The sequence below is a fragment of the Arthrobacter sp. A2-55 genome, assembly GCF_025548615.1.
GTDB classification, from domain to species: Bacteria; Actinomycetota; Actinomycetes; order Actinomycetales; family Micrococcaceae; genus Specibacter; species Specibacter silviterrae.
In genome coordinates, this window is sequence record NZ_JAJLOZ010000025.1 from 46625 (window position 1) to 52907 (window position 6283).

Consider the following 6283-nt stretch of genomic DNA (forward strand, 5'->3'; position numbering starts at 1 on the left):
TCCACAGGTGCAAACCAGGGCAGTGTTGTCCACAAATCGTGCGCACCCACTGGTCCCCGCCTCTAGCGGGGCGTTTGCTGGAACCAACCAACAACGCCGCAGCAGCGGCCCAGTGAAAGGCAGTCCCATGGCAAACACCATCACCATTCGCGGCTTTGTATGCTCCACCGTGGAAACCCGCACCACGCAGACGGGCCTGGTCCTTGGCAACTTCCGCATGGGTTCCACCCACCGCAAGCAGGATCCCATCACCAACGAGTGGGTGGACGGCGACACCAATTGGTTTCGCATCAATGTCTTCCGATCCCTGGCCCAGAACTCCGTTTCCAGCATTCACAAGGGCGACCGCATCATCGTCATGGGGAAGCTCCACGTGACGAACTTCCTTCGCAAGGATGGCACTCCGGGGCTAAGCGTCGAGATTGATGCGGAAACGATCGGGCCGGACCTGCAGTTTGGCATGGCGTACTATTCGCGTACCGGAACCGGCCGCGCTGGAACCCCTGCCTCCCAGCCGGGAGGTACACCAGAAGAAGTTGACGCTGAGGTGGCCAAGCTGGAAGTTTCCGTTGCCATGGCCGGCCAGGATGCTCCTGAGCATCAAGACGATCCGGAAGCCCAGGACGACCAGACCAGCGGAATGACTGATGGCGAGACGGTGGATGAGGCCACCGGGGAGGTAATCCAGGAGGATTCCCCGTTCTGAGCGCCTGGCCGCTGGTGGTGGCGCACCGTGGAAGAATGGCGGAGTGACCGAGGATATTGCAACCAGCCGCCCATCTATGAAGCACGCCAGCAGGCGTCTTCGTGCCGCCATGGTCGCTCTGTTGCTGCTGGGGAGCCTGGCCACCACAGGATGCTCACTCCTTCCGGGGAAATCAACCCCTGGCGACACTGTTGGCTCCTCGGCCGGAGCCGCAGCCTCCCAGGTCCCAACCGGAGGCCAGCCGGCACCGACAAATTCGGCCGGAGCCACCCAGACGCCGGCAGTCACGGCCAAAGCCACGGAACCGCCGTCGGCCGCGGATGCCTTGGCCGCCAAGGTAAAGGCATCACTCACCAAGCTGGGCAGCACCACGTCCGGCCCCAACAGAGACCAGATGAAGGCCGCCATGGTGGAGGCCGGCGCCGCATCGGAGAAGCTCGAAATCTCCATCGACAAAACGCCAACGGGCCTGGCCGTCGACGCCATCGAGGCGGCGGCACCCATCGGCAAGCAGTGCGTCATCGGGCAGGTTCGCGACGGCAAGGCTTCCGTGGCAGTCCTGCCCATCCTCGCCACCGGCATGTGCTTCGTGGGCGACCAGCACTAACCCGCCAGCCGGGCCGCCCCTGAATGTGAGTTAAGGGCAGGTACCCATTAGCCTTAGGGGTATGGCGGAATTTATTTACACGATGTCCAACGCCCGCAAGGCAGTTGGCGACAAACTCATTCTTGACAACGTAAGCATGTCCTTCTTCCCGGGTGCCAAGATTGGCGTTGTGGGACCCAATGGTGCCGGAAAATCCACCATCCTGAAGATCATGGCCGGACTGGACACCCCCTCAAACGGCGAGGCCAGGCTCAGTGCCGGCTACTCCGTGGGCATCCTGCTCCAGGAGCCGCCACTGAACGAGGAAAAGACAGTCCTGGGCAACGTCCAGGAAGGCGTTGGCGAGATCTACGGCAAGATCCAACGCTACAACGAGATCTCCGAGGAAATGGCCAGCCCCGACGCTGACTTTGACACCCTCCTTGAAGAGATGGGCAAGCTGCAGGAAGCCATCGACGCCGCCGACGCCTGGGACATTGACTCCCAGCTCGAGCAGGCCATGGACGCACTCCAGTGCCCCCCGGGCGACTCCGACGTCACCGTCCTCTCCGGCGGTGAGCGCCGCAGGGTTGCCCTGTGCAAGCTCCTCCTCCAAAAGCCGGACCTGCTGCTCCTCGATGAGCCCACCAACCACCTTGACGCCGAGTCCGTCAACTGGCTGGAACAGCACCTGAAGAGCTACGCCGGCGCCGTCCTGGCCGTCACCCACGACCGTTACTTCCTGGACCACGTGGCCGAATGGATTGCCGAAGTGGACCGCGGCCACCTGTACCCCTACGAGGGCAACTACTCCACGTACCTGGAGAAGAAGCGCGCCCGCCTGGAAGTCCAGGGCAAGAAGGACGCCAAACTGGCCAGGCGCCTCACCGAGGAACTCGAGTGGGTCCGCTCCAACGCCAAGGGCCGCCAGACCAAGTCCAAGGCCCGCCTGGCCCGCTACGAGGAAATGGCAGCAGAGGCCGACCGCACCCGCAAGCTCGACTTCGAGGAAATCCAGATTCCACCGGGACCGCGCTTGGGCAGCGTGGTGCTGGAGGCCAACAACCTCCAAAAGGGCTTCGGCGACCGCGTCCTGATCGACGGACTCTCCTTCACCCTGCCGCGCAACGGCATTGTCGGCGTCATCGGCCCCAACGGCGTCGGCAAGTCCACGCTCTTCAAGACCATCGTTGGCCTGGAAGAGCTCGACGGCGGCTCCCTCAAGGTGGGCGAGACCGTCAAGATCTCCTACGCCGACCAGAGCCGCGGCGGCATCGACCCCGACAAGACCCTTTGGGAAGTGGTTTCCGACGGGCTGGACTACATCCAGGTCGGCAACGTTGAAATGCCCTCCCGCGCCTACGTTGCCGCCTTCGGTTTCAAGGGCCCGGACCAGCAGAAGAAGGCCGGGGTGCTTTCCGGCGGTGAGCGCAACCGCCTCAACCTGGCACTGACGCTCAAGCAGGGCGGCAACTTGCTGCTCCTCGATGAGCCCACCAACGACCTCGACGTTGAAACCCTCGGCAGCCTGGAAAACGCGCTGCTCGAATTCCCCGGCTGCGCCGTGGTGGTCTCCCACGACCGCTGGTTCCTGGACCGGGTGGCCACCCACATCCTGGCCTACGAAGGCACCGAGGAAAACCCGGCCAACTGGCACTGGTTTGAGGGCAACTTCGATTCCTACGAGGTTGACAAGGTGGCCCGCCTCGGCGTTGACGCAGCCCGTCCGCACCGCGTCACCCACCGCCGCCTGACCCGCGACTAGCACGCGACTGACCCGCGACTAGCTCGCAACCAGCAGCGAAAAGGCCGGTCCCTTGCCCAAGGGACCGGCCTTCAACTGTTTAAGCCGGGCTCAACGGCTGTTTTAGGGCACGTGGCAAGTCAGTCAACCACCGGCGTGCCCTCCGGCAGCCGGATCATCCCTTCCTGCGCCACCGACGCGACCAGTTCGCCGTCGCGGTTGTAAAACCGGCCGTGGCTCAGGCCGCGGGCGCCGGACGCGCTGGGGGAGTCGGCCACGTAGAGCAGCCAGTCGTCCACGCGCAGCGGGCGGTGCCACCACATGGCATGGTCCAGGCTGGCCACACTCATCCCAGGGGTGGCCCAGCTGAGCCCGTGCCGGCGCAGCACCGGCTCCAGCAGCGTGTAGTCGCTGACATAGGCGAGCGCCGCCCGGTGCAGGCTCTGGTCGTCGGGCATGGGGCCCATCGTCTTGATCCAGACGGCCTGTTGGGCCACATGGCTCGCAGGGGCCTGAAAATAGATGTCAGGGTCCACGTGGCGGATGTCGAAGGGGCGGTCGAAGGCCCAGGCCTGCGCCACCGGGTGGTCTATGCCGCCCAGCAAGTCTGCCGCCGTCGGCAGTGTTTCGGGGCCGGGCACCCCGGCAGGCATGGGCTCCTGGTGTTCCAGGCCGCCGTCGGGCACCTGGAAGGAAGCGATCAGTGACAGGATGGGCGCGCCCCCCTGGTAGGCGTGCGCGCGGCGAGCCGAAAAGGAACGCCCGTCGCGCAGGCGCTCCACGCCGAAGGTGATGGGGGCGGAGGCGTCTCCGGGGCGCAGGAAGTATCCGTGCATGGAGTGCACCAGCCTGTCCCCATCCACGGTGCGCGAGGCCGCCATGATCGACTGGGCCAGCACCTGCCCGCCAAACAGCCGCGGCCGGACGGGATTTGCCTCGCCCGGGCCCACGAAAATGTCCTCATCGGTTTGGGCGCCGCCGGCATCGGACAGGTCCAGGATGTGCAGCAGCTGGTCCAGGGGAGTGGCGTTTTGCGGCGTGGAGTTCATAAACGTGACACTATATGTCGTCCCGTGCCGGAACAAATGGGGTTCACGGCATGAAACAGGTGAGCTGGGTCGCATCTGTTGGGTGCCGGGCCGCGTATTTGGGATGATGGCCCTATGGCCCAGGCAATCCAAATTTCCCTCCAAGTCCGCTTCGGCGACATTGACGCGTACAACCACGTCAACAACGTTGTCTACCTGCAGTATTTGGAGGACGCCCGCATCCGGCTGATCCACACCCCGCTCGGCACGCCGGAATCGCCCGGCACCAGTTTCAACGACCTCATCGGCGACGGGCTTTTCACCCTGGTGAGCCGCAACGAGATTGAATACCTGGCGCCCATCGCCTTCCGCACGGAACCCGTTTTCGTGAACATTTGGGTCACCCATGTGGGCGGCTCCAGCTTCGACTTTGGCTACACCATCACCGACGCCGACACCTCAGTTGTTTTCGCCCAGGCAGCCACGTCCATGGTGCTGGTTTCGCGCACCACCGGCCGGCCTGTCCGGCTCACGGAAGCCCAGCGCAACGCCCTGCAAACCTGGCGCGGCGGCCCCGTGGTGTTCCGGCGCCGCCCCGTGGATCCCGCTGCCGCAACACTCGCCACACAAGGAGCGCTCTGATGCCCACCGCAACCCACACCGATGAACTCCAGCTGGCCGACGCCGGCACCGTTGCCGACTTGCGCACCTTTGTGACCCGGGCCCGGGCCGCGGACGACGGCGGCATCCGTCTCCAGGGGGCCGGAAACGTGCTCGCCGCGTACGTCTGCGTGATGCGCGCCAAGCTGCTGGGCGAGGGAACGCCCACGATTTTGGGGCTGCGCACCATGGCCCTTGGTGCCCCGGCAACGCTGGACGTGACGGTGAGCCTGGCCTCCGTGGCCGACCGCCTGGCCCGCATGGACGACGGCGACGTGGTGCTGCCCGTGCCCCCCATGACGGTGAACGAGTCATGGGCTGGCGTCACTGCGCCGCGCGGCGCCTGGGAGCAGCTGGGCGTGGTGTCGGCGGATGATGTGATCAAGGTGGCTCGCGACGGCGTCCAGGAGATCGGCCAGATCATTCCCGTCAACCCCGGCGCCCTGATTGTCAACAATGCGCGGGCCGCCGTATGGGGCCGCCCCATGGACGGGGTGCCCGGCGAACTGCCAGGCGGTGCCGCCTTTGCCGCGTACACGCTGGGGTTCGTGGCACCGGGGGAGACGGGCGAAGTGTTCCGCTCCAACCGGTGGATGCGCCTAAGCACGGCCCGCGGCCACATCCTGGTCCGCCCGAAGGCTGTCCTTTAGGGCCGGCCCACGGGGACGGGCCGGGCCGCCAAGGCATCGACAACACACTTAATGCGGGTTGTTGCGTGGCTGCGGCGTCGACAGTACAGCAATGGCGACCGGGCACCGGCCTGGCCCGCCATAGCTGTCCAACGGGCGAAAGTGGGCGCCCGCCGGGACCCGTCGCCCCCGGACAGGATCGTCTGCTGGGGCCGGGACCCGTCAGGCGCGCTGGGACGGGTCCGAAGGTGAGTTGACCAGGGACGCCGCGGCCCGCTCGAGGTAATCCCAGAGTGTGGCTTCGTGCAGCGGCGACAGCTCCACGGCGTCCACGCCCTTGCGCATGGCGGCAAGCCAGCGGTCGCGGGCCTCGGGCGTGACGGCGAACGGCACATGGCGCATGCGCAGGCGGGGATGCCCGCGCTCTTCCAGGTACGTGCGCGGCCCGCCCCAGTACTGCTCCATGAACATCAGCATGCGCCGCTCCGCCGGCCCCAGGTCCTCCTCGTGGTACATGGCGCGCAGCAGCGGATCGGCAGCGATGCCCTCGTAGAAGACGTGGATGATCTTTTCAAAGGTGGCGTGGCCGCCGATCTGGCCGTAGAACGTGTCGGCGTAGGCGGACTCGTCGACGGCACCGGCTTCACCACCCTGGGCTGATGCATCGGACGGGGCCGCAGGTGCCACCACAGGGCCCGCCGCGTCGGCCTGCGAGCCCGCTGCCAGGACGGCCGAGCCCGCTGCCGGGCCCCCCGGACCCGCCGCTGCGCCGGAGGTGGACGGCAGCGGGTGCCCCTGCCGGGTGGGAATGGGCAGGATGCGGGCCAGCGGAGCGCCAAAGCGTGACGGGATGGGGATGCCGGTGTCGGCCCCGTGCTCCGCGGCGTCGTTTTCTGTGGGGCCGTTGGCAAAGGGGGACAGCTGGTTGTG

General features: G+C 66.3%; 7 protein-coding genes. 5 read left to right on the plus strand and 2 right to left on the minus strand.

What is annotated here, in order from left to right; genetic code table 11:
- The first annotated feature begins 127 nt into the window (after nt 1–127).
- From LPN03_RS08890 to ettA, 3 genes are all read left to right on the plus strand, one after another.
- On the plus strand, nt 128–706 hold the full coding sequence (locus LPN03_RS08890) for a single-stranded DNA-binding protein (protein WP_262453952.1): 579 nt from the start codon (nt 128–130) through the stop codon (nt 704–706).
- A 109-nt stretch (nt 707–815) separates the two neighbouring features.
- The gene (locus tag LPN03_RS08895; protein WP_262453953.1) at nt 816–1313 is read left to right on the plus strand and encodes a DUF6993 domain-containing protein; all 498 of its coding nucleotides are present in this window, start codon (nt 816–818) and stop codon (nt 1311–1313) included.
- A gap of 61 nt (nt 1314–1374) precedes the next feature.
- On the plus strand, nt 1375–3057 hold the full coding sequence (gene ettA / locus LPN03_RS08900) for an energy-dependent translational throttle protein EttA (protein WP_165180510.1): 1683 nt from the start codon (nt 1375–1377) through the stop codon (nt 3055–3057).
- A gap of 119 nt (nt 3058–3176) precedes the next feature.
- Here ettA and LPN03_RS08905 read toward each other — a convergent pair whose 3' ends face one another.
- Nucleotides 3177–4085, minus strand: a complete 909-nt coding sequence (locus LPN03_RS08905; protein WP_262453954.1) for an acyl-CoA thioesterase — start codon at nt 4083–4085, stop codon at nt 3177–3179.
- Between the two features lie 114 nt (nt 4086–4199).
- On the opposite strand from LPN03_RS08905, the gene LPN03_RS08910 reads away from it, so the two are divergent.
- Both LPN03_RS08910 and LPN03_RS08915 read left to right on the plus strand, forming a co-directional pair.
- On the plus strand, nt 4200–4706 hold the full coding sequence (locus LPN03_RS08910; protein ID WP_262453955.1) for an acyl-CoA thioesterase: 507 nt from the start codon (nt 4200–4202) through the stop codon (nt 4704–4706).
- Complete coding sequence (locus LPN03_RS08915; RefSeq protein ID WP_262453956.1) at nt 4706–5374, plus strand: hypothetical protein; 669 nt, start codon at nt 4706–4708, stop codon at nt 5372–5374. Before LPN03_RS08910 ends, LPN03_RS08915 begins: the two co-directional genes overlap by 1 nt.
- 201 nt (nt 5375–5575) lie before the next feature.
- On the opposite strand, the gene LPN03_RS08920 is transcribed toward LPN03_RS08915, so the two are convergent.
- Nucleotides 5576–6040, minus strand: coding sequence for a globin (locus tag LPN03_RS08920; RefSeq protein WP_262453957.1), 465 nt, complete (start codon nt 6038–6040; stop codon nt 5576–5578).
- Nucleotides 6041–6283: the final 243 nt, after the last annotated feature.